Annotated in this window: 17 protein-coding genes and 2 pseudogenes; 2 read left to right on the forward strand and 17 right to left on the reverse strand. The window is 34.3% G+C overall.

Features of this window, described 5'->3' with window-relative positions; translation table 11 throughout:
* Positions 1 to 349 precede the first annotated feature (349 nt).
* Positions 350 to 1198: pseudogene (locus HMPREF0528_RS03735) on the reverse strand (LysR family transcriptional regulator).
* 122 nt (positions 1199 to 1320) lie between these two features.
* Between HMPREF0528_RS03735 and HMPREF0528_RS03740 the strand changes: the two are divergent.
* Positions 1321 to 3588, forward strand: a complete 2268-nt coding sequence (locus tag HMPREF0528_RS03740; RefSeq protein WP_004895236.1) for an HAD-IC family P-type ATPase — start codon at positions 1321 to 1323, stop codon at positions 3586 to 3588.
* A gap of 73 nt (positions 3589 to 3661) precedes the next feature.
* Here the strand turns inward: HMPREF0528_RS03740 and HMPREF0528_RS03745 are convergent, their stop codons facing one another.
* The 3 genes from HMPREF0528_RS03745 to HMPREF0528_RS03755 form a co-directional block, all read right to left on the reverse strand.
* Positions 3662 to 5005 (reverse strand): SLC45 family MFS transporter, encoded by a 1344-nt coding sequence (locus tag HMPREF0528_RS03745; protein WP_004895237.1) that lies wholly within the window; start codon positions 5003 to 5005, stop codon positions 3662 to 3664.
* Between the two features lie 175 nt (positions 5006 to 5180).
* Complete coding sequence (locus HMPREF0528_RS03750) at positions 5181 to 5684, reverse strand: dihydrofolate reductase (protein WP_004895238.1); 504 nt, start codon at positions 5682 to 5684, stop codon at positions 5181 to 5183.
* A 17-nt stretch (positions 5685 to 5701) separates the two neighbouring features.
* Positions 5702 to 6658 (reverse strand): thymidylate synthase, encoded by a 957-nt coding sequence (locus HMPREF0528_RS03755; protein WP_004895239.1) that lies wholly within the window; start codon positions 6656 to 6658, stop codon positions 5702 to 5704.
* A 137-nt stretch (positions 6659 to 6795) separates the two neighbouring features.
* Between HMPREF0528_RS03755 and cls the strand changes: the two genes are divergently transcribed.
* Positions 6796 to 8283, forward strand: coding sequence for a cardiolipin synthase (gene cls, locus HMPREF0528_RS03760; RefSeq protein ID WP_034525130.1), 1488 nt, complete (start codon positions 6796 to 6798; stop codon positions 8281 to 8283).
* Between the two features lie 51 nt (positions 8284 to 8334).
* Here cls and yjeM read toward each other — a convergent pair whose 3' ends face one another.
* From yjeM to truB, 13 genes and pseudogenes are all read right to left on the reverse strand, one after another.
* On the reverse strand, positions 8335 to 9843 hold the full coding sequence (yjeM, locus tag HMPREF0528_RS03765; protein WP_004895241.1) for a glutamate/gamma-aminobutyrate family transporter YjeM: 1509 nt from the start codon (positions 9841 to 9843) through the stop codon (positions 8335 to 8337).
* Positions 9844 to 9967: 124 nt separating this feature from the next.
* Positions 9968 to 10495: an adenine phosphoribosyltransferase gene (locus HMPREF0528_RS03770; RefSeq protein WP_004895242.1), complete on the reverse strand. Its 528-nt coding sequence runs from the start codon at positions 10493 to 10495 to the stop codon at positions 9968 to 9970.
* Between the two features lie 134 nt (positions 10496 to 10629).
* On the reverse strand, positions 10630 to 12900 hold the full coding sequence (gene recJ, locus HMPREF0528_RS03775; protein WP_004895243.1) for a single-stranded-DNA-specific exonuclease RecJ: 2271 nt from the start codon (positions 12898 to 12900) through the stop codon (positions 10630 to 10632).
* Between the two features lie 98 nt (positions 12901 to 12998).
* The gene (locus tag HMPREF0528_RS03780; protein ID WP_004895244.1) at positions 12999 to 13688 is read right to left on the reverse strand and encodes a class A sortase; all 690 of its coding nucleotides are present in this window, start codon (positions 13686 to 13688) and stop codon (positions 12999 to 13001) included.
* A gap of 165 nt (positions 13689 to 13853) precedes the next feature.
* Positions 13854 to 15692: a translation elongation factor 4 gene (gene lepA / locus HMPREF0528_RS03785; protein WP_004895245.1), complete on the reverse strand. Its 1839-nt coding sequence runs from the start codon at positions 15690 to 15692 to the stop codon at positions 13854 to 13856.
* Between the two features lie 135 nt (positions 15693 to 15827).
* Entirely contained in the window at positions 15828 to 16994 is a 1167-nt protein-coding gene (gene dnaJ, locus HMPREF0528_RS03790; RefSeq protein ID WP_004895246.1) for a molecular chaperone DnaJ, read from the reverse strand.
* A 79-nt stretch (positions 16995 to 17073) separates the two neighbouring features.
* Positions 17074 to 18948 (reverse strand): molecular chaperone DnaK, encoded by a 1875-nt coding sequence (gene dnaK, locus HMPREF0528_RS03795; RefSeq protein WP_004895247.1) that lies wholly within the window; start codon positions 18946 to 18948, stop codon positions 17074 to 17076.
* Positions 18949 to 18965: 17 nt separating this feature from the next.
* Positions 18966 to 19544, reverse strand: a complete 579-nt coding sequence (gene grpE / locus HMPREF0528_RS03800; RefSeq protein WP_004895248.1) for a nucleotide exchange factor GrpE — start codon at positions 19542 to 19544, stop codon at positions 18966 to 18968.
* Positions 19545 to 19555: 11 nt separating this feature from the next.
* On the reverse strand, positions 19556 to 20614 hold the full coding sequence (hrcA, locus tag HMPREF0528_RS03805; protein ID WP_004895249.1) for a heat-inducible transcriptional repressor HrcA: 1059 nt from the start codon (positions 20612 to 20614) through the stop codon (positions 19556 to 19558).
* Positions 20615 to 20754: 140 nt separating this feature from the next.
* A pseudogene (locus tag HMPREF0528_RS03810) lies at positions 20755 to 21381 on the reverse strand (GyrI-like domain-containing protein).
* 15 nt (positions 21382 to 21396) lie between these two features.
* Positions 21397 to 22908: a ribosomal protection-like ABC-F family protein gene (gene abc-f / locus HMPREF0528_RS03815; protein ID WP_034525132.1), complete on the reverse strand. Its 1512-nt coding sequence runs from the start codon at positions 22906 to 22908 to the stop codon at positions 21397 to 21399.
* Positions 22909 to 23166: 258 nt separating this feature from the next.
* Positions 23167 to 24105, reverse strand: a complete 939-nt coding sequence (gene ribF, locus HMPREF0528_RS03820; RefSeq protein ID WP_004895254.1) for a riboflavin biosynthesis protein RibF — start codon at positions 24103 to 24105, stop codon at positions 23167 to 23169.
* Between the two features lie 12 nt (positions 24106 to 24117).
* The gene (truB, locus tag HMPREF0528_RS03825; RefSeq protein ID WP_004895255.1) at positions 24118 to 25011 is read right to left on the reverse strand and encodes a tRNA pseudouridine(55) synthase TruB; all 894 of its coding nucleotides are present in this window, start codon (positions 25009 to 25011) and stop codon (positions 24118 to 24120) included.
* Positions 25012 to 25046: the final 35 nt, after the last annotated feature.

Raw genomic sequence — 25046 nt, forward strand, 5'->3', positions numbered from 1 at the left:
GAACCTGCGCGCCGGTATAAGCCGGTTCGCCGGATTTCGAGTCCGGTGCATTACCACTCTGCCAACTCTCCAACTACAACGTTTTATTATAGCAATTAAAAAATAAATGGTAAATACAAAATAACTAATTCTAAAATTAATCTTTAAAAAGTCATCATTCTTTCATAGTTTTTCTGTATCTTAAAGCTATACCAATGATAATGAAAGGACTCGTATTATGGCAAAGATCATTATTTACAAGCCCCGCAAAATCAAGTTGATACGCCAGGCTGTTGAGCGTTATCTAAACTATAAAATTGTTAAACATAATTAGATTTTTAGCCAACCAAAAGTGGTTGGCTTTTTTAATTTAAAACATTTCAATAATCTTTTCCATTAGTGGCGTCACTTCTCTATCTTTACGCCATACTAAATTTAAGTGGGTAATCCAGTTAGTATGCTTTACTGGGATAATCTTACTTTTTGCATAAGTAAGGGCAATCGATTCCGGAACTAAAGCTATCCCTAAGCCTTCATCGGCCCAGTGAATTGCCGTTCTTGCGTCATCACAAGTTACTGAATAGAACGGCCTTATTCCCTGGTGCCGAAAACTACGATTGAATATTTCTTGAAATCTTCGGTATAAAATTATCGGACTATCTTTTAATTCACTAAGATGTCTAATTTCTCTCCTTTCAAAAAATTCCTCTCTTGTCACTGCTACCATGGGTTCTTGATGAAAATCTTTAAAATTTAGTCCTTCAAGATTAAAAGGTGTCCTTACTATTCCTAAATCTAAGATTCCATCTTGTAGCTGTTCAACAATACCAAAAGTGTTTGCTTCATGTATTTCAAATGATACATTAGGATAGTATTTTACTAATTTTTTAAATTGTTCATTTGGAACAACTCCTCCACAAGAAGAAATGACCCCAATTCTAATTTTTCCTAATTCACCCTCTTTAATTTGATAGATTTAGCTTTGAGCAGATATACTCAGAGAAACAATTTTTTCAGCATATTTTTGAAATACTTTTCCCTCTTCTGTCAGCTCTATCCCATGAGCAGTTCTAACAAAAAGCTGCACCCCTACTTCTTTTTCTAATTGTTTTAACTGATAACTTAAAGGTGGCTGAGCAATATATAACTTTTTAGCAGCAGACGTAATCTGCCGCTCTTCAGCAACCACTAAAAAATATTTTAATTGTTTAATATTCATATTAATACCTTTTAACTTATTATCTATATTTTTAATATCTCCTATCTTAATTTGATATTTTCTTAATAACAAGAACTGCGCTAAAATATTTTAAGAAAATAGAGAATTAACGGAGGATTTTTATGGAAAATAAAGAACTGCAAGGGTTAACCGATGCCCAGGCCGAAGAGCGTCTTAAAAAAGATGGTCTAAATGAAGTTCCCGAACCTGAATTTAATTTCTTTAAAGAATTTATGTCCAAGTTATGGAACTTATCGGCCTGGATTTTAGAAGCAGCCTTATTATTAGAATGTATTTTAGGTAAATGGATCCAGTCCTTATTTGTTTTATTAATGCTTTTATTTGCAGCCTTTAATGGAGCTACACAAAAGAAAAAGTCTCGCAGAGTTCTAAATACAATTTCTCATGAGCTAACTCCAACAGTCTCTGTAAACAGAAGCGGTAAATGGAAACAAATAAATTCAAAATTCTTGGCTGTCGGAGACTTAATCAGCTTAAAACGCGGAGATGTTTTAGCAGCTGACATAAAAATTGCTCAAGGGCAGATTACAGTTGATGAAAGCTCAATTACCGGTGAATCAAAAGCAATTAAAAAATCTGTCGGTGACACCGCCTATGCCGGCACGACAGTAGTTGATGGGGATGCCCTAGCAGTAGTAACGGCAACAGGAAGCAATTCCCGTTCCGGAAAAACCATTAATCTAATCAACAATTCTGCTGCTCCTGGTCATTTACAACAGCTATTAACCAAAATTATCTATTACCTCTGTCTCTTGGACGGTGTATTAACTTTAATTTTAGTAATCGCAGCATTGATTCGAGGACAAAATGTCATCGAAATGCTCCCATTCTTAGCCATGATGTTTATCGCCTCTATTCCGGTTGCTATGCCATCTACATTTGCTTTATCTAATTCTTTTGAGGCAACTCGTCTAAGTAAAGAAGGAGTATTAACATCTGACTTAACCGGTATTCAAGATGCGGCAAACTTAAATTTATTGCTACTTGATAAAACTGGAACAATTACTGAAAACAAGACAGCTGTCTCTCAATGGGACAATCTCAGCAACCTTCCAAATGAAGAAATTCTTACCTTAGTTGGAGCAGCTACTGATAAACGTAGTCCTAGTATCATTGATTCCGCCATTGATGAATACCTAAAAGAAAAAGATATTAGTCCTGATACTCCGAAAAAATTTGTCCCTTTCACATCTGATACCGGATATTCAATGGCTATTGTTGGTAACTACAATATTAAGTTAGGTTCTTTTAAGCAACTTTCTTTAATAGATAAAAATGCTGATAAAGAAGCTAAAAATATTGATTTTACTGCTGGTCGTTCAGTTGCTGTTCTAATTAATGACAAATTAGCTGGAATATTCATTTTACGTGATAGAGTCAGGTCAGATTCAAAGAAAGCTCTAGAAGAACTTAAAAAACGCGGAATAAAACCAATTATGTTGACTGGAGATAACCGCAGAACTGCAGAAGCTGTTGCTAAAGAGGTTGGCTTAAAAGGAAAAGTTATCTCGATTCATGATTTCAATGATAAAACTGACGTTAATGATTTAGCCGGAATTGCTGACGTTTTACCGGAAGATAAGCTTAAGATGGTTAAACTATTCCAAAAAGATGGCTATATTGTGGGGATGACTGGTGACGGAGTTAATGATGCTCCAGCATTAAAGCAAGCTGAAGTTGGAATTGCCGTTTCAAATGCTGCTGATGTTGCTAAACGAAGTGGTAAGATGGTTCTCTTAGAAGATGGTTTAACCCCAATTGTTAAAATTCTTGATGCTGGTCACCGAGTTTACCAAAGAATGACAACCTGGTCATTAACCAAATTATCTCGGACAGCAGAACTAACAATGCTTTTAACATTTGGTTACCTATGCTTTAACTATATTCCAATGGCATTAAATGCAATGGTTATTTATACCATTATGAATAATATGGTAACTATGATGATCGGAACCGACAATACGCATATTACCTATAAGCCAGAAAGTTGGAATATGCTTAAATTAGCTAAGATTGCTTTCTCTCTTGCTGCAGGATGGACTGTAATTGGTTTTGGATTTGTTTGGTACCTTGTATCTCACCACTATGCTCAAGGAACTGTTTCTACAATGGTTTATGTTTACCTAGTTTTAAGTGCAATGTTGATTGTATTAATTACTAGAACTAGAAAATTTTTCTGGCAGTCAGCTCCATCAAAATCAGTTGCTATAGTTCAAATTATTGATGTCTTGCTAACTTTTGCTTTAGCATTATTTGGTTTAGCTATGACTCAAATTAGCTTTGCAAATCTTGCCTTAACCATAATTGTGGCCTTAGTTGCAGCAATTATAATTGATTTATTCTATCAACCAATTATGAAAAACAAGTAATAAAATATACTAAATCCATAGAAAAATAGGTTACTTTGATATGTTTATCAGAGTAACCTATTTTTAATAAGCTTTAGTTTTTATAAGTTTCCTTAATAAACAGCACACAAACTACTGCTAAAATACCCGAAATTCCTGCAGTCAACATCATTGCTGGCATTGAATAATTCATTAGTGGAAATAGTATAAAACTTAATAATGAAGCAATTATCTGAGGTAAGCAAATGGAACAATTAAATAACCCTAAATACGTCCCCATGTGTTTACCGGATAAGGCATTAGAAACCATAGTTAGTGGATAAGTGTTCATAGCCGCCCAAGAAATTCCAATTAAAATAAATGACACAATCAAAATATTTTGAGAATGGACAAAGAAGATAGAACCATATCCTATTGTTCCTAACAATAAACTAATACCATATCCAAACTTATGATGGTCATTTGGCACCTTTGCCAAAACATATGACCATATCACTGCGGCAATTGATTGAACAGCTGTTAAAACCCCAAACCAGTTTCCGGCTAATTGATAACCAGCCGAAGATGGGTCGGTTACTTTCCACACATTTTCTGCAATTGCACCTGTAGCATAAGTTGATAAATATTGGAATGAAAACCAACAAAATAATTGTACTAATAAAACTTGCCAGAAAACTTTAGGTGCCTTTTTTAACAGTTCAAACCAGTTTCCGCCTTCTTTGTTATCTTCTTCTTTAATACCATGATAACGAGCATAAGTTTTTGGATCATATTCATGAACTTTTGTTACGGTTAACAAACTTGTAATGACAAGTATTGCGGCTCCTACATAAAATGAAATTACAACTGATTGAGGTACTATACCCTTTTTAGCAGTGTTAGCAACTCCTAAAACTGTTAATAGAAATGGGAAAAATGCTGCAATTACTGCACCTGAGTTTGAAAGCATACTTTGGATACCATATGCATATGATTTTTGCTCATCATTAACCATATCACCAATCATCATTTTAAATGGTTGCATAGCCATATTTGCTGCTACATCTAAAATTGCAATTGCAATAGCTCCAAATACTAATGCTTCAATAGAGCCATATCCTAAGCCTAAACTCCCAATGTTTGGTAAAAATAACATCATAATCACTGCGAAGATCATCCCAATTAATAAGTAAGGTAATCTTCTTCCACCAAGTTTTGGAGCCCAAGTTCGGTCAGAGAATGATCCAATAGCTGGCTGTACCACTAACCCAGCCAAAGGCGGTAAAATAAAGAACCACCCTAACTTCGTTGGATCAGCTCCTAAGGTTTGAAAAATTCGACTCATTTGTGATGTTTCAAGAGTAAAAGCAATTTGAATACCTAAGTAACCAAAATTAATCATCCAGATCACACTTTTTGCAAGTTCTGGTAAGCCAGATACTTTGTTATTTTCATCCATAATTTTCTCCCTCACTTTTTAGCTAAGCGCTTTCAATAGTTTTATATTAAGCAAGAGTGAAAATGCTTTCAATACATGATTAATTGTTACCGGTAACCAAATACATAAAAATGCTGATACCATTACAAAAAAGTAATAGCTATCAGCATTTCTAAATTTATATAAGTGAATCTTCTTATATTCTTTTATATTCTAAAAAGTCGTAATCAAATTTATTATTTTCATCTGGATGATGACTTTCGGAATTTACTAATTTAAAGTCTTCATACTTTAGTTCCGGCATCCATGTATCACACTTAAATATATGGTGAATTTTTGTCTTTTCAAGAATATCTACCTCATCCTTAAATTCTTTAAAAACTTCAGCACCCCCAATAATATCAATTGTTTCTTCAGTGTGATCTTCGATCCAATTTTTCAACTGTTTAATTTGTGAAAAAACTTTAACTCGTGAATTATCTTGATATCTACGTTGCAAAATTGGATTAGTAGAAAGGATGATATGTTTTCTTTTAGGAAGTAATCCTGGAAAACTATCAAATGTTTTTCGTCCCATAACGATAATATGATTACTAGTCAGCTCTTTAAAATGTTTTAAATCAGCGGGCAAATGCCAGGGCAAAGCACCCTGGTAACCAATACGTCCATCTTCATCTTCTGCCCAAATAAATCTAATCATTGTTCTTTCCTCAACACTTAAACGGCTACCGGCGCCTTAATAGTGCCATGATGCCGGTAATTAATTAACTTGATATCTTTCATTTCAAAATCCTGTACTAATTTTTTATCCGGATTTAGCCAAAGCATAGGAGCGTCATATGCAGATCGATTCAGTAATTCTTTAACTTGGTTAAAGTGATTTTTATAAATATGAGCATCCCCTAAGGTATGAATAAATTCACCCGGCTTTAAACCAGTTTCACGCGAAATTAAATTTACTAGTAAAGCATAACTCGCAATATTAAACGGTACACCTAAAAACATGTCACCTGATCTTTGATACAGTTGTAAACTTAAACGCCCGTCATTAACATAAAACTGAAACAAGACATGGCATGGAGGCAAAGCGGATGTTGGTACATCTTCTGGATTCCATGCGCTAACAATTAAACGACGAGAATAAGGTGTTTTCTTAATTTGATCAATTACATTTTGAATTTGATCAATAAAGCCACCTTCACGCTTCTGCCAATGTCTCCATTGAGCGCCATAGACATCTCCCAAATTTCCATATTTTTCTGCAAAAGTTTGATCTTCCAGGACTTTTTGATCAAACTTTTGCATTTCTTCTTGATATATCCTTTTAAATTCTGGGTCCTCTTGACTTCTAAGACCAAAATTAGTCATATCTGGACCCTGATACTCACTGCTCTCTACCCAGTTTTTAAAGGCCCATTCATCCCAAATGTGATTATTATGTTCTAGCAAAAAACGGATATTAGTGTCTCCTCGTAAAAACCATAATAATTCGCTCTTAATAAGTCCAAAAGGTATTTTTTTAGTAGTTAAAATCGGAAAACCATCATTTAAATCAAATCTCATTTGGGCTCCAAACAGGCTTCTAGTACCTGTTCCAGTTCTATCTTCCTTGTCATGCCCTTCATTCATTATTTTACTTAGTAAATCTAAATATGGTTGCTCTAAAGTTGCCATTTTATTTCTTCTTTCTATTCCACGTCTTCATCTTAAAATACCATATATTTTGTGTATTGGTAAATACAAACACTACATTTTGTATATTCGTCGGTATGGTAGAATTATATATTATAAACTTTTTGGGGAGAATTCTAATGATTTTAACTTGGGACATAATTAGAAGGATAATCGAAATTCTTTGGTTAATTAATGTTGGGCTAGCAATTTGGACTGTTTTTCGTAGTCATCGTGACATTGCTTCTACTTGGGCGTGGCTTTTGATTTTATGTATCTTACCGTATGTTGGATTTGTTTTGTATTTATTTACTGGCCGACAATTATCACACGATGATATTTTCTCAATTGAAACTGAACAGAAAAAAATCCGTGATCATTTTCTTAATGAACAAAATAGGCTATTACGAATCCATGACTTGCTGCCAAGTAAATCTCAAAATCCACGTGCAAGACGGTTAGTAGAACTAAACTTAAACAATGATGATGCCCTTTTAACTTTTAATAACGAAGTTGAGACTTTTATCGACGGACAAGTTTTGTTTCCAAATCTTATAAAAAATATTGAGGAAGCTAAAAGAAGCATTAATGTAGAATTTTATACATTTTATGATGACCAATTAGGAAATCAGGTCTTACAAGCTTTAGAAAAAGCAGCCAGTCGTGGCGTTAAAATTAGAGTTTTATATGATGCAAGCGGATCGCGTGGTACACGACCATCTTTTTTTAAAAAACTTCGTCAGTTGGGAGGAGAAGCGCAGCCTTTCATTTCAACAGCTGGAAACCGCCTTTTTACTACTCCTCGTGCTAATTACCATTTACACCGTAAATTAGTAATCATTGATAATAAAATTGGCTATATTGGAGGGTTCAATATTGGCAATCAATATATTAACCGAAGTAAGAAATTTGGACACTGGCGTGATACCCACTTACGCGTAGTAGGACAAGCAGCCTTATTAATGGAAATTCGCTTTGCAATGGATTGGAATACGAGTTGCCGTAAATCTCATCTTCCAAAATATAATATTGATAACTTAATTGAAACATTTAAATTAAAAGTAGTTCAATCTAAAGACTTGGTACCAATGCAAATTGTTTCATCTGGACCAGATAATAGTCATTTTGGTATTCGGCGAGGTTATGAAGAAATAATTGCTCAAGCACAAAATTACGTTTACATTCAAACTCCCTACTTAATTCCAGGTGATTCAATCCTAGAGGCTTTAATTATTGCAGCAAAAAGTGGTGTTGATGTACGAATTATGATTCCTTCTATGCCTGATCATCCCTTTGTCTACCGGGCAACCGAATACTACGCAAAGTACCTAGTTAATCAAGGAGTTAAAGTTTATAAATATGATAATGGATTTATTCATGCGAAAACTATGGTTAGCGGTTCTAATATTGCTTCAGTCGGATCGGCAAATCAAGATTTTCGTAGTTATCAACTAAACTTTGAAGTAAATGCTTTTACATATAGCCCCGCTCTCACCAAGGAATTAAAAGAAATTTTTGAAGAAGATTTAAAAGAGTCAACTTTACTCACAAAAGAGTACTTTGACAAACAATCTCATTGGCGTAAATTTAAACAATACTTTTCAAGATTATTATCACCAATTTTATAAAAAAAAGAGACATCCTCAATTTTTAGTTGAGTATGTCTCCTTTTTTCTTATTTATTCTTCTTCATCAACTACAGTAACAGTTTTTCTTTCTTGATATGAATAATATATCCAAGCAATAATACCAAATGCCACTGGTCCAATAGCAGTCCAGAATGAAGTTGCATAATCACCAGTAAATAATGGCTCAATACAAGTAAAGACGATCCCTACTGCTACTACAAGCCAAACAACAATTGTTACAGCCCACACACGTTTTTTACCCTCAATAAAGATAAATGGACGATCGATATCTTTTTTCATCTTAAAGAATGGATATGCACCAATCAGGAATAAGTACGGGGCAGATGAAGAAACATTCATCATATCCATTAAAATAGTATAGAATTGTCCAGCTGCATTACCACCAAATGAAATAAATAAAATAATGACACTAACAATAACAGCCTGGAGCCACATTGAACGCTCTGGCATTCCGTGTCGATTTAATTTAACTAAGGATTTAGGCAGAAGTTTTGGATCACATCCTTCAATAAAGGACTTAACAGGTGAATAAACCATTAAAAATGCTGCTGAAATTCCTGCTAAGACGTCAGCTAATCCAGCAAAACGGGAAAAAGCAGATCCTAAAGCTAATGATGCTGAATGAGAAAGTCCAAATGCTTTACCTGTTTCAACTCCCAAATTGTTAATTAAAACATATTCAACATTAGCCAAATCAACATTTTTACCACTTAATTGGCTGCTCCAATTAGCAGCTACACCACACATCAAAATATTTAAAACATATAGTGCCGTCATCCAAATCATTGCAGTAATTAAAGCCTTAGGAAACGTTTTTTCAGGTTTATCTACTGAATCAATCACACCAGCTGATGTTTCTAGACCACCGTAAGCAAACAAGGCATAAACAATGAAAGACACAATGGCAATTGGAGATTGGAAAGCCGGATTAGGTGAATGAACTAGTGACTGCGCTGTTAAAGGTTCTGCTAACTTCCCGTGATTCAAAAAGAATACTAAAATTGATACCAAAGTAAAACCAATTGTAATGGCTAAAGTAAAAAAGCCTCCAACGTTACTTACAGCTGCAATTTTATCAACACCTTTAGCAGCAAAGAATGTTACGACTACTAAAAATACTACTTCTAAAATTCCTAAAAGTTGTGTTGATGTCAAATTTAAAAAGTGCCAGCTTTGAGTAGTATCATGGCCTGAAATGGTTGTTGATACCGATACTAAGAAAAATTGTGTCGATGACACAAGCCAAACTACCCAAGCAGCTAACCAAATAAAAGTACCGATAAAGGCTGTTTTTTCACTAACTGAGCCTTTAAGCCAAGAAAAAATTCCGCCCTTAATTCCTTTAAAAGCTGCACCATATTCGGCAAAAATTAAAGCTGATGGTAAAAAGAATAAAATTGCAGTTATGATATACCACACAATACTTGCATAACCCATTTGATAATAGGCTGTCAAAGAATTACTAAAGCCAAAAATAGCTGAAAAGATCATCAAAACTAGACTCTTTAATCCAATTTTGACTGATTTGTCTTTTTTCATAAAAAACTAAAACTCTCCCTCTTTCATACAAACATTAACTATTATGCGCTTTTTGTTAAATTAATACAAAAGAGATTAAAAATAAGCAAAACAAAAAGGAACTCGATTGAGCTCCTTTCAAGCATTAAGCACCATGGTATTTCACTAGTGAATATATGTCTAAATCTGGGAATTGTTCTCTTCCCTTAAGATCAGTTAATTCAATATAAAATGCTGCCCCTACTACTTCTCCACCTAAGTTTTCGATTAATTCCTTAGTTGCGTGAAGAGTACCAGCAGTTGCCATCAAGTCATCACAGATTACAACTTTTTGACCTGGCTTAATTGCATCTTTATGCATTTCTAAGACATTAGAACCATATTCTAAATCATAAGAAGCACTTTCTACTTCGCGTGGCAACTTATGAGGCTTACGAGCTGGTACAAAACCAACTCCTAATTCTGTTGCAACAGGACAGCCAACAATAAATCCACGGGCTTCTGGTCCAACAATTACTTCTGCTCCACGACTTTTAGCATAATCAGCTAATTCATGAGTAGCAGCGCGATATAATTTCCCATCTTGCAAAATTGGGGTGATATCGCGAAAGACAATCCCCTTATTTGGAAAATCCTGTACACTTGCAATGTGTTCTTTAAAATCAATTGCCATTTAAAGAGAAACCTCCATTTTAGACTCTCATTGAAAAATTAGACCTAGCGGTCTTTGACTTGTATATTTTACCAAATTTTTGCTTTAAAATCAGGCTTAAACCGAACTTTTTAATAATTTATAACTAGTAATGATCACTTCAAATATTGTTTAACATAATTAATCAATTGATTTGATGGCATCGTTCTTAACTGATTAGTAAATTTTATCTGAGCGGCTATACTATTAAAATATTTTGAAGCAGTTAGTTTTTTACTTTCAGGGTTCTTATTCCCGATAATTTTTCCATCAGTAAATGAAACAAAATTCAATTCAAAAAATACACGTAAAATAAATAAAACAGCTTGATAATCTAAGCCAAGATAAGAAGATACAGCCTGGTAATCATCAATACTTAAGTTTGGATGTGTATAGATATATTTTAAAGTTGCACCAAAAGCATCCCTACTTGGCAAAGTATTAATTGGTAATTGATCAAATAAAAAGCGTAAATAAAGCTGCTGATACTTTTTCTCCAAAGCAATATTTAGCTCCATTTGATTGCGTGGTGTATCTAGTAAAGCCACTACTTCAGAATCTCCATTGTAATCTTTTGCTAGACTAATCTTTTCTTCTGGGATCCCTAATCCATTCCTAGCCCACGGAATAATCTTTTTATCAAAAATCAAATACTTATCAGCAAATCCCATCACATAGTCTTCTTGCCGCATATCAATTACTTGATCAAAAACAGCTAATTTTGGAGCTCCATATTCAATCCCCGCTAGCATCCCTTGAACATTCGAAATATTTTTCCAACTATTAAGAGAAAGAGTAACGTAAAGTTCTTTAATAAAAGGAAGTAATGTTTGATTTAAAAATCCCTTGTTAAAACCGACAATTGTAAGCTTCCCCGCATTTTTTTCTGCTGTAAACTTTACATGATTTTTATCTTTTCCCATTTTAAATAGACTCTTAATGTGGGGCTCACTAATACTAAAAATTGGTTCAGGATTACCTGTTCCAAATGGACCAACCAGATTAATCTCAGCTATGGTATCAGTCGTTATCTCTTTTAAGTTTAATTCAAAGTCAAAATCTTTTACCTCAAGATCAGTACTTGGTTTAAAACTATCCTCAAAGCGTACTCGTAATTCTTCGATCTTGTCGGCTTTGAAAGATAAACCACAAGCAAAATCATGACCACCAAATTTATCTAAAAGATCCTCCTTCATTGGTTCTAAAGCATTAAATAAATTAAATCCCTTGCTTGATCGGCCAGATCCCTTTAATTCACCTGCTTCATCCTTAGTGAGGACAAGAGTAGGTTTATGCAACTTTTCGACCACTTTGTTTGCTACGAGTCCTAAGACACCCTCATGAAAATCAGGATTATAAATAACTAGAGTATTTCGATGCTGCCAGCCATTCTTTTCAACTTGCGCTAAACAATCTTCATAAACTTTACTTGTAAGTTCTTTTCTCTCATTATTTAATTCTTCAATCCTAGTAGCTATTTTTTCAGCTTGTTCTTCATCATCACTTAAAAGTAATTCCACGGCTAAACTAGCATTTGCCAAACGTCCAACAGCATTTAATCTAGGTGCAATATTAAAGCCAACATCTGTTGCCGTAATTTGGCCCATAGTTAAACCTGCTGGTTTAATCAAAGCGCGTAATCCTGGTCGTTCAGTTTGATTCAGAATATCTAAACCACGTTTTACAATAATATGGCCTTCACCAGTAACTTTTACCATATCGCCAATTGTTCCAATCATGGCCAAATCTAATAGCTCAGGCATTGTATCTTGCATTAATGCACGGCAAATTGTATACGCAACCCCTGCTCCACAATAATCATCAAATGGATATTTCTGACCAGGATAATTACAGTGAACAGTACTGAAAGCTGCTGGTTTTTGATCTTGAAAAGTATGATGATCAGTTAAAATTACATCGACACCATGTTCTTGGGCGTACTTTATTTCTTCTACACCAGTTACACCATTGTCAACAGTAATAATTAATTTAGTTCCATCTTCTACTATCTCTTGATAGCGAGTCATGTTTGGTCCATAACCATCTTTAAATCTATCGGGAATAAAAAAATGAACATCGGCACCCAAAATTTCCAAAGTATCCATCATGATACTAGTTGCTGTGATCCCATCCGCATCATAATCACCATATATGGTTATCTTTTCACCATTATCAATTGCTTGATTAATTCGATCAATTGTCTTTTCCATATCATGCATCAAAAAAGGATCAGCTAGGTCATTTTCATCCGCATTTAACCAAAAATCTAAGTTTTCTGCAGTATTTATCCCTCTTAAAGCAAAAAGTTTAGCTTGAATATCAGTTAAACCATAATCCTTAATTAATCCTTCATCTAAATTATTTGCTTGTCTTTGTTGCCATTTCATTATTTTCTAGTTCACCTAAATCATCTATAAACATCTAAGTTTCTATTATAGCAAAAGTTAAAAAGGATTTACTTCCTTTCATTAAGAAGTAAATCCCTTTATTTAAGCTTGAAAATTTGAAGATTTTTGTCCGTTGCTGGTTCTTCCGCAATTAATTTTCCTCTAATTGCCCAGCGATTAACCCCACCATCAGCACAGGTAATTAAAGTAACAATATTCTGCTTAGTATTATCCACTAGCCAAACTGCTGTTGGATCAACAATTTTTTTCATATATATTCGATAGACATAAATCTTATCTAGATTAGTCAAATATACTTTTTCGCCTATTTTAGTGTTTTCTAGTGGTGAAAATAATACTCCCTTAGCAGTCATATAGTGTCCAGCTAACGGATAGTTTCCCTTTCCCATCACTTGATCAGGTCTCATAGTTCCTCCGCCAGTTGACATGGCATCATCGCTTAACCCTTTCATAATTGGTAAGTACATGTTTACGCTGGGAACCGCAATCGCGCCAATTGCATCCGCTGTATTATTGACACGCGACTTTGTTACTTGACCAAAGTCGATTTCCTCTACCTTAGAAAAATCAAACATTCCTTTTTTCTTTTGATTCTTTTTAACAGTTTCTTTATTCAACTTTTTTAAGGCAGTCGTTTGATTTTGTCTAACCATCATATCTCGGATCTGACTATTGAAAATCATCCCTAATCCGATAATTAATAAAATAATTGCAGCAATTCTAATGATCCAAGTTTTCTTAGAATTATTTTTCTTTGTTTGTGCCATTTTTCTATTCCTTAATTAATTGATACCGTTATAAATTCTAACACAAATTTAGAAAAAGAATATCAATTACCTTAGCGATAGATTTTACGTAGACTTTAGGTAGATTTTATTTTAATCAAAAAAAGACGCACCAAAAGCCTTGGTACGTCTATAAAGTCATGTTATTTATTTACCTTTAATGTCGTCATCGTTCATTTTTAAAACAGCCATAAATGCATCTTGAGGCACTTCTACTCTACCAACTGCTTTCATTCTCTTTTTACCACGACGCTGTTTCTCAAGCAATTTTGCACGTCGATCAGGGTCACCGGTATGAATCTTCCAAGTAACATCTTTACGATATGGTTTAATTGTTGCACGAGAAATAATTTTAGCTCCAATGGCCCCTTGAATATCAACTTCAAAGTTCTGACGCGGAATCAGTTTCTTAAGCATTGTCGTCATTTGACGAGCACGATTTTGTGCTTCTTCACGGTGTGCAATAAAGCTGAGGGCATCGATAGGTTCCTTATTAAGAAGCATATCAATCTTAACTAAGTCCGTTGCACGATAACCGGTTATTTCATAATCAAGGGATGCATAGCCCTTAGTTGAAGATTTTAATTCATCAAAGAAATCATAAATAATTTCGGCTAATGGCATATTGTAAATAACATTTACTCGATACTTATCTAAGTAATCCATAGTTACAAATTCGCCGCGCTTTCGCTGACATAATTCCATTACTGGTCCCACAAAATCATTTGGCACCATAATTTCTGCTTTAACATAAGGCTCTTGAACTTCCTTATATGCACCAGCATCAGGCAAATCAGCTGGGTTATCAATCAACTTAGTTGATCCGTCGTTCATAATAGCATGATAGTCTACACTTGGTGCGGTCATGATTAAATCCATGCCAAACTCTTGCTCGAGTCGTTCTTGAACAACGTCCATATGAAGCAATCCTAAAAATCCACACCGGAAACCAAAGCCCAAAGCTTGAGATGTTTCAGGTTCAAATTCTAAGGCAGCATCATTCAATTGTAACTTTTGAAGCGCTTCTTTCAAATCATCATACTTTTGATTGTCAACTGGATACATACCAGAGTAAACCATTGGTGGAATTTGACGATAACCTGGAAGTGGCTTTTCAGTTGGATTTTCAGCACTAGTAATGGTATCACCAACACGAGTTTCACGAACTGATTTGATGTTAGCAGTTAAATATCCTACGTCCCCAGCAATAAGCATATCTTTTTTAACTGGATGTGGGCTTGAAACACCTACTTCTGTTACTTCAAACTCTTTTCCAGTATTCATAATACGAATTTTATCGCCTGGTTTAACTGTTCCCTCTTCAATTCGAACAGATAAAACAACACCGCGATAATCATCATATTTTGAATCAAAAATCAAAGCCTTTAATGGGGCATTGAGGTCACCGTCAGGTGCAGGTACTTTTTTCACAATTTCTTCTAGTAATTCAGGGATACCTTGACCTGTTTTTCCTGACACTTCTACTGCATCCGAGGCATCAAGACCAATCATCTCTTCAATTTCGTTTTTACACATCTCGGGATCAGCTGATGGTAAATCGATCTTATTAATAACTGGTAAAATTTCCAAGTCATCATCAATAGCTAAATAAGTATTAGCCAAAGTTTGTGCTTGTACACCTTGAGTGGCATCCACTACTAACAGTGCCCCCTCACAGGCCGCTAAAGATCTTGAAACTTCATATGAAAAGTCTACGTGACCCGGGGTATCAATTAAGTGAAAGATATATGTTTCACCATCTTTAGCGTGGTATTTTACTTCTACAGAATTTAGCTTAATAGTTATACCACGTTGCCGTTCTAGTGGCATATCGTCAAGTAATTGATTTTTCATTTGACGTTCAGAAACAGTATCTGTTAATTCTAAAATACGATCTGCAATCGTTGATTTTCCATGATCAATATGGGCAACAATTGAAAAATTTCGAATATGTTTTTGATAATCTTGTAATTTTTTTATATCCATGTTCTCACCCTTTTCGCTTTATTAATTATATCAAAGGCCTACGACTAGATAAAATTCTTAATGCATATTGAAGTAATTATTTATTACAAAAATAAAACGCATACCTCAAGACTTATAGAGATATACGTTTCACTTTTATTCTCCGTTTAACTTATCTTTTAAACGTTCGAAGAAATTCTTTTCTTGTGGGGAAATATTACCGCCACCAGCTTTAACGTAATCAACCAAAGCTTCCTTCTGCTTATCATTAATCTTCTTTGGAATAACTACTTTAACCGTTACTTCTTGGTCTCCATTGCCTGTACCATTTATTTTTGGTACACCTTGACCACGTAATTTAAAGTTAGTATTAGGTTGAGTTCCTGCCGGAATAGTTAAATCAACTGGACCATGAACTGTATTTACACGAATTTTATCCCCTAAAGCTGCTTGAGCAAATGAAATTGGAGCTTCAGTATAGATAGTTGTACCATTTCTTCTAAATTCTTTGCTTGGTTTAACTCTAAATACAATGTACAAGTCACCGTAAGGACCACCATTTTTTCCAGCTTCGCCTTGACCACTTAAACGAATCTGTTGTCCATTATCAATACCAGCTGGAACAGTAACTTGAAGAGTCTGCTTTTTGTCGACGGTGCCCTGACCATGGCAAGTTTGACATAGATGTTCAATAATTGTTCCGCGTCCTCCGCACTTGTCACAAGTAGTTTGTTGTTGAATAACACCAAGTGGTGTTTGACGAGTTACCGTCATTACTCCACTGCCATGACATTTATCACATGTAATTGGATGAGTACCTTTTTCAGCACCAGAGCCGTCACAAGTAGGACAAACTTCACTTCTAGTATAGGTAATATCTGTCTTTTTACCCTTGATTGCATCCATAAAGTCAATCGTCATTGTATAATCTAAATCTTGACCTTTTTGCGGTGCAGTTGGATCTACACGACTTCTGCCTCCGCCAAATGCTGAGCCAAAGATATCACCGAAAATATCGCCAAAATCACCAAAGCCTTGGGATGAGTATCCACCTTGGCCACCAAAACCGCCAAAACCTTGACCACCAAAGCCACCTTGACCATTTACGCCTGCTTGGCCAAATTGATCATATTGAGCTCTTTTTTGTTTATCATGGAGAACCTCATATGCTTCGTTTACTTCTTTGTATTTTTCTTCAGCACCAGGTTCATGGTTTAAGTCTGGGTGATATTTTTTTGCTAGCTTACGATATGCCTTACTAATATCACTTTCACTAGCATTTTTATCAACACCCAGCACATCATAATAATCACGTTGTGCCATCTGAAAACTCCTTTATTCATAAAAGAAAAGAACTACAATCACGCAGTTCTTTTCTTGTTTGATTTAATTATAAAACTTTTTACTTATCAGGGTCTACCTTATGAAAGTCTCCATCAACAGTTGAACCACCTTGACCGTTGTCTGAGCCATTATCATTGTTTGGTTGACCACCATTTTGTGGGCCTTGAGGGCCAGCTTGACCAGCTGCACCTTGAGCCCCACCATTTTGTTGGTAAAGCTTAACAGCTAAATCTTGAGCAGCCTTTGATAAAGCTTCTTTCTTTTCTTTCATTTCATCCAAGTTATTGTCTTTTTGAGCCTTCTTCAAAGCATCTAAAGCATCTTGAACATTCTTAGTTTCAGTTTCAGGAACTTTACCCTTAGTTTCCTTTAAAGTCTTTTCAGTAGTAAAGATTAATTGATCTACTTCGTTACGTAAATCAACTTCTTCTTTACGCTTTTTATCTTCTTCAGCATGCTCTTCAGCATCCTTTTGCATCTTCTTGATTTCTTCATCTGATAAACCAGAAGAACTCTTAATAGTAATCTTCTGTTCCTTACCAGTACCCATATCCTTAGCAGATACGTTTACAATACCGTTCTTATCGATATCGAAAGTAACTTGAATTTGTGGAACACCACGTGGTGCTGGTGGAATATCAGTTAATTCAAAGCGTCCTAACGTCTTGTCATCAGCTGCCATTGGACGTTCACCTTGTAAAACATGAACATCTACTGCTGGTTGGTTATCAGCTGCAGTTGAGAAGATTTGGCTCTTTGAAGTTGGAATAGTAGTGTTTCTGTCAATTAATTTAGTGAAGACACCACCCATAGTTTCAATACCAAGTGACAATGGGGTAACATCAAGTAAAACAATGTCCTTAACATCACCTGAGATAACACCACCTTGAATTGCTGCACCTAAAGCAACAGCTTCATCAGGGTTAATTGAGTGGTCAGGTTCTTTTCCAGCCCAATCCTTAACAGCCTTTTGAACTGCAGGAATACGAGTTGAACCACCGTTTAAAATAACTTTATCAATATCATTTACAGTCAAACCTGCATCACTTAAAGCATTATCAAATGCTACCTTAGTCTTTTGAACTAAATCATCAGTTAATTCATCAAACTTAGCACGAGTTAAATCAGCTTCAAGGTGAAGTGGACCAGCTTCTCCAGCAGAAATAAATGGAAGTGAAATGTGAGTTGAAGAAACACCAGATAAGTCTTTCTTAGCTTTTTCTGCAGCATCCTTTAAACGTTGTAATGCCATCTTATCGTTAGATAAGTCAACACCATTTTCTTCCTTAAAGTTTTGGATTAACCAATCCATAATTCTTTGGTCAAAGTCGTCACCACCAAGGTGAGTATCACCATTAGTTGACAATACTTGGAAGACTCCATCACCTAATTGCAAGATAGAAACATCGAAAGTACCACCACCAAGGTCGTATACTAATACTTTTTCATCATTTTCATCTTTATCAAGACCATATGCTAAAGCTGAAGCAGTTGGTTCATTGATAATTCTTTGAACATTTAAGCCAGCAATTTTACCAGCATCTTTAGTAGCTTGACGTTGTGCGTCATTGAAATAAGCAGGAACAGTAATAACTGCGTCAGTTACCTTTTCACCCAAATAATCTTCAGAGAACTTCTTAATGTATTGCAAAATGAAAGCTGAAATTTCTTGTGGAGTGTATTCCTTATCGCCAACTTTAACTTTGTAGCCTTCTTCACCCATATGACTCTTGATTGAAACAATAGTGTTAGGGTTAGTGATTGCTTGACGCTTAGCTACTTCTCCAACTTGAATTTCACCATTTTTAAAAGCAACTACAGAAGGAGTTGTACGGTTACCTTCTGGGTTAGTAATAATTTTAGGTTCTTTACCTTCAAGTACGGCAACAGCAGAGTTAGTCGTACCTAAGTCAATACCAATAACTTTTGACATATATGGAACTTCCTTTCTTATTGAGCCACTACAACCATTGCTGGTCTTAATGTTCTATCTTTATATTGATATCCTTTTTGTAAAACTTTAACTACGCGATCTTTTTGTTCATCATTTTCTGCTGCTACAGTTTGAACAGCTTGATGAAGAGAAGGATTAAAAGTTTCGCCCTCGGCTTTAATTTCAGTAATTCCTTGATCTTTCATTGATTTAACTAATGAATCAAGAGTCATCTGAACGCCCTTTTGGAGTTGCTTAGCAGCTTTATCATCGGCTTTAACAGCTAATGCTCGCTCCAAGTTATCCATTGCTGGCAAAACTTCTTTAGCTAAGTTTTGAGACTCATATTTTATTAACTGAGCACGTTCTTTTGCATAGCGTGCTTGCATATTTTGAATCTCAGCTTCACTACGTAAGTATTTATCTTCAAGATCCTTATTTTTAGCAGTTAATTCAGCAATTTCTTTTTCATAATTCTCTACTGGATTTTCCTTAACTTCCTCTTTCGGAGCTGCTTTTGGATCTTTTTTTGGTGCCTTATCTGGGGTCACCTCATCCTTTAAATCTTTTTCATGCGGAAACTCTTCTTTACTCACAGCTAACCTCCTTACTTAAATCTACCATAATAATCTAACAATTTCTTTGCTAGTTCATTCCTAAAATACTCGAGTAATCCGATCATCTGCGAGTATGGCATGTTTGTTGGCCCTAGTAGTGCAATTGTTCCTTTACCATATTTACCAACACTATATTGTGCAGTTAACAAACTATAATTTTCAAGTAAATCAGATGGTAATTCTGAACCTAATTTAACCTGAACTTTAGAACTAGAATCATTTTTCAGTTCATCTTCAGGATTAAAACCAATTAAACTTGAAAGTGCATCATTTTGATCAATTAACTTATAAAGTGATTTTATCTTGGTTAAATCATCATTTTCATAATTACTCAAAAGATTAATTTGACCATCAACATACATTTGCTCACTAGCCGCATCTTTAATGACATCTTGTAAGAGATCTAATATTTCCGGTGCAGATCCTCGAGCAATAAGATGAGCAGCAATTCGCTTGAGTAATACTTCATTAATTGAACTAAGTGATTTTCCAACTAATTGATCATTAATCAATCGAACAGCTTTTTCGATTTCTTCCCCGTTAGTGTGGTGAGGCAAAGTATAAATTTGATTCTTTACATTACCATCATCAGTTACTAAAATGGCCATTACTTGATGACTAGATAGAGGAACAATTCTAAAACCTGTAACTTTTACAGAATGGGTTTCAGGTCCTGCTGCAAAAGCTGTATAGTTAGTCAAATCAGATAAAATCTTTGCAGCTTCCTGCACAATTTCATTAACTTGTTGAAAGGGTTGGTCTAACTGGTAAACAATTCGATTATAGACAGATGCTGGTATTTTTACTGGATTAATTAAATGATCCAAGTAGTATCGATAGCCAGCAGTAGAAGGAATTCGTCCACTTGAAGAGTGTGTCTTTTCAAGTAGCCCTTTTTCTTCCAAAACCGCCATTTCATTTCGAATCGTTGCACTTGAGACCTTGACAGGCAGTTGATTCATCACGGTCTTGGAACCTACTGGCTCATGTGTCTGAGTAAAGTCCATAATAATAGTCTTTAAAATAAGTTCTTGCCGTTCAGTCAACATTTTCTCGCCCCCATCATTAGCACTCTTCTTTCTTCTGTGCTAACAATTTATATAATACCATATATTAGCAATTGTGCAAGTAGAGTGCTAAAACAATTTGATTTTTAACAAAAAAGCAAGTACTAAGTACTTGCTCAAATTTATTTAATTGGTAGTCTGATTACAGTTTTTACACGATCTACTCTAGTTCTTCGAGGATCACTTAAATATATTTCATGATGATAGCGTGGATTTTTTATATCAATTTGATAATTTTCTGACTTAACAAATTTATGCATATTTTCAATTGTCATCGGTTCATCATCATAACTACCAATATGCATTTGCTGGACACATAGTCCTTCGTTATATTTGAAAAATTTTACTTTCGAGAAATCTTTTTTCTTCTTTTCACTAGTGGTTTTAACTGCCCAATCCAACTATTTAGGAGTAACAAAGTCGGGTAAACGAATCATTGAAATCCAAGAAAAGTTTTCTTTATGAGAGTAGTCGATTTTGGAATCACATTTCATCCACCAGAGACCTTCAAGAGGTGGAACAACAAAATCAAAATAACCTGGGATTTTGTGTTCTCCCTTTTTACTCATTTTAATTGTATAAGCGACACTATACGGCATTTCTAGAGCATTTTTATATGTTCCATCTTCTTATTTGGATCCCCACTTCCTGAAACTGCTAGATAATTCATTTCAGGAACAGTTATTAATTCAGGTTTCTTTTTTTGGGAAATATAAATCTTTATATTCTTTTTTATAATCAAATACCAATTTTTTCTCCTTTAATTATTTCGCTTTTACATCTCCTAATTTTATTCGTTTATCTGCAATCTGACTAATAAAATACTTATCATGTTCAATTAAGAGCATGGCTGGTTGTTCTTTTCTTAACATGCTAATTAACTGATCCTGGTTAAACACGTCTAAATAATTAGCTGGCTCATCCCATAAATATATATCTGCTTCTTCCACCAATGATTTGGCAATCGCCACTCTTTTTTGCTGTCCCATACTCATTTCTTCAATTTTTGTGGCAAAGCTTTCTCTCGGAAAACCCATTTTTCTAAGAATATTTAATAGATTTTCATAAGATATTTTTTCTTTTTCTGCAAACTGAGATAAAGTACCAGAATATTCAATAAAATTTTGTGGTAAATATGATATCTTTAAGCCTTTAACAATATCAAATTTTCCTTGAGAAATCACATTTTTATCTGGTTTTAAAATATTTTTCAAAAATGTAGACTTTCCAGATCCATTTTTTCCTTCTAGCGCTACAATCACATGATTTTTAATAGTTAAATTTAAATCTTCAAACAATTTCTTATTTTGGACTGTAAGATCTAAATGCTGCGCTTCTAATAGAGTTCCATGATAGTTGGGGTGAAAGTTCATTTCTAATTCAGGAATAGACTCAATATTTGTCATTAAGCCTTTTTTATCTTGAATACTCTTATCCATTCTTCTTTCAAGATTCTTCGATTTTTTCATTATTTTAGCCGCTTTATGCCCAAAGAATCCCTTATTAATATCTGCATGCATTTCATTTTTATGAGCGCTTGCTTTTTTATTGTTTTCTGATTGAAGAGAATATCCTTTTACTCGCTTTCTACTTTCGTTCAAACTTCTAATTTGACCTCGAAGTTTTTCATTCTTATCTTGATTAAACTTATCTCGCTTTGCCTTTGTATCTTCATAACTGGCAAAATTTCCTTGATACAAATGAATTTCGGTATTTTCAATTGCTAAGATATGATTTGTTACTTGATTTAAGAAAGCACGATCGTGACTCACCACAATGTAGCCATTAGAATGTTGTTGTAAATAAGCTATAACCTGCATTCTGGAATCTTCATCTAAATGATTAGTTGGCTCATCGATTAAAGGAAAACCATTTTTATTAATAAAAGATAGTGCTAACAAAATTTTAGTCTGTTCTCCGCCACTTAAAGAATCAAAAGGCTGCCAAATAAGTTCAGGATCAACTTTCATTAAATTTAATTCACGTTCAAGCTCCCACTGTTCAAATGAAATTTGTTCTTGCAGCGCATATAAAGTTAATTGTTTTTTATCATTAACAGTAAGCGGAAAATAGTTAAAATCAAGTTTAGCTTGTATCTTTCCTGTTCCCCTTAAATTACCTCGTAAAAGATTTAAGAAGGTTGTCTTTCCCCTTCCGTTTCTTCCTACTAAACCTAATTTCCAACTACTATCCAAGTCTAAATTTAAATTATTAAATATATTATCTGAGCTATCTGGATATCCAAAAGAAAGATTTGAAATATTAATATTACTCATATTAATCATCTCACGAAAAAAGCCTACACTTTTGACAAGTGTAGACTTTCTCCTAGTTAAGCAAAAAAAGAAGATCCCCGTCTACGTTCCATCTTGTCAAAAGTGCACAGTTGTCCTTATAAAAGAAAAATAATTATTAAAATTCAACTATGCTATTTTGCAAGATTAAAAACGCAATGGAGTAACCTTCTTTCAAATATTAAATTTCAATTGATAAAAATATTCTATCACATAGATTATATAAAAGTAAGCCTAATATTAGTTTTCTAACTCATAAAAATATTGTTTAATATCACGCTTATCCTGATCTAATTGATGTGAAAGTTCTTCTATACCAGAAAACTTTTTATTTTTACGAATAAATTTATACCAGGCTAAAGTTAGCGGCTCACCATAGGCTTCTTCATCAAAATTAAAAATATTAGTTTCAATTGTCAAACCATGATTTGTTTTGAAAGTTTCATTATAGCCAACGCTAGTCATAGCATCATGCCATTTTCCATTTATCTTTGCTCTAGTTGCATAAACTCCCTCAGCTGGTAAAACTTTAGAGCCAGAGATTTCAATATTAGCAGTTGGAAAGCCAATTTTATGTCCACGTCTGAAGCCGTGAACAATAACACCAGAAGTTTCATAAGGCTGGCCAAGTAACTCAACTGCTAGTTCTACATTTCCATGCTGAATAGCTTTTCTAATATAAGTAGATCCCACTTTTATTTTATCTATTGCTTGTTTTGGCTCCACTACAATTTTAAATCTATCTTTAGCAAATTGAGGTAGATTTTCTACATTAGCAATATCTTTGGAGCCATAAGTATAATCAAAACCAACTACTACAGTATCAGCTTTAAGTTTCATTACCACCTGATCAACAAAATCTTGAGGTGAAAGCTGGCTAAATTCTTTAGTAAATTTAATAATCACTAAGTAATCTACTCCTAGCTTCTCCATTTTACGCTCTTTTTCTTGCTCAGTTTCTAAATAGACAAATTTATGATCGTTTTTATAAATTTCTTTAGGATGTTTATCAAAAGTCATTACCATTAATGGTAAGTTCTTTTGTTTCGCTATTAGCTTAGCATCTTTAATGAGTTTTTGATGTCCAATATGCACCCCATCAAAAAAACCTAGCGTTAAGATTACCTTTTTAGTCGTGATAGGTGCAGAAATAGGATAATCTAAGGTTATTACTTTCATTTTTTACTCTCACTATTCATTTTTTAAAAGCATCATTTCAGGACGATAAATTTTACCTTGTCGTTGATAAATAGCTTTTATATGTCCATTATAAACCAAAGCTACCTTAGCATAAGTGGTATTCAATTTAATGCTTGCTCCATTTGAAACTCTTTTAAACTGATCTGGTGATATTTGAAGTTGGGGTAAATCTACGAAAAAGCTATCAATTGGTTGAAGCCATTTTTCAGGATAATCTATTTCTTTTTCAATAGTTTCTAGATCCACCGCTTGACTTAAATCAAAACCTGAACTGCTAGTTCTAGTAAGACTGGTCATTACAGCTGGCGCTCCCAATTCCTCTCCCAAATCATTTACTAGGGATCGTACATAGGTTCCTTTAGAACAGCGAATAGCAAAATTAAAACTTTCAGTTTTTTCTAGTGGATCATATTCTGGATCTTGAGTTAATTCATAACTATAAATGTTTACTTTTCTTTTCGGACGTTCTACTGGGATATTTTCTCGAGCATATTCATAAAGTCTTTTACCATTAACACGGACCGCAGAATATATTGGAGGAACTTGATCAATCTTTCCAGTAAGTTTCTTCATTCCACTAATAATTTCATCACTTGTAAATGGAGTAACTATCTTTTCTTCTGCAGTGGTTGTTCCATCTAAATCATAGCTATCAGTTGCTTTACCAAACATTCCACTTCCAATATATGACTTTGGTTTTTCATGCATCAATTCAATTAGCTTTGTGGCTTGGCCAATTGCAATCGGTAATACCCCATTTACTTCTGGATCCAGCGTACCTGCATGTCCAATTTTTCTAATTTGTAAAATTTTTCGTAATTTATAAACACAGTCACTACTGGTTACTCCGCGTGGCTTATTTACTACTACAATTCCATTTAGCATTATTTAATCTCCAAAATAAAAGACGCCTTTCGGCG

The sequence above is a fragment of the Lactobacillus johnsonii ATCC 33200 genome (assembly GCF_000159355.1).
GTDB lineage: Bacteria > Bacillota > Bacilli > Lactobacillales > Lactobacillaceae > Lactobacillus > Lactobacillus johnsonii.